The sequence below is a fragment of the Streptomyces actuosus genome, from assembly GCF_016921115.1.
GTDB lineage: Bacteria > Actinomycetota > Actinomycetes > Streptomycetales > Streptomycetaceae > Streptomyces > Streptomyces actuosus_A.
On sequence record NZ_JAFFZS010000287.1, the window covers coordinates 1 to 319 of the forward strand.

Annotated in this window: 1 protein-coding gene; it reads left to right on the forward strand. The window is 69.3% G+C overall.

Annotated features, from left to right (window positions below):
* Window positions 1–319, forward strand: a 319-nt coding sequence (locus JS756_RS39195; RefSeq protein ID WP_498063060.1) for a SpnB-like Rossmann fold domain-containing protein, incomplete at both ends; no start/stop codon positions are given.

Below are 319 nucleotides of genomic sequence, written 5' to 3' on the forward strand. Positions count from 1 at the left end.
GCTCGGGCGGAGGCGCCGGGGCGGTTCGTGTTGGTGGATGTGGATGGTGTGGGGGAGTCGTGGGGGGTTGTCGGCGGGGCGTTGGAGTCGGGTGAGCCGGAGCTGGCGGTGCGTGGTGGGGTTGTGTTTGTGCCGCGGTTGGGTCGGGTGTCGGGTGGGGGTGTGTTGACGGTTCCGTCGGGGGAGTCGGCGTGGCGGTTGGACATTGGGGAGAGGGGGACGTTGGAGGGGCTTGCTCTGACTGCTTTCCCCGAGGCGTCTGCCGTGTTGGGTGAGGGTCAGGTTCGGGTTGCGGTGCGGGCGGCGGGTGTCAACTTCC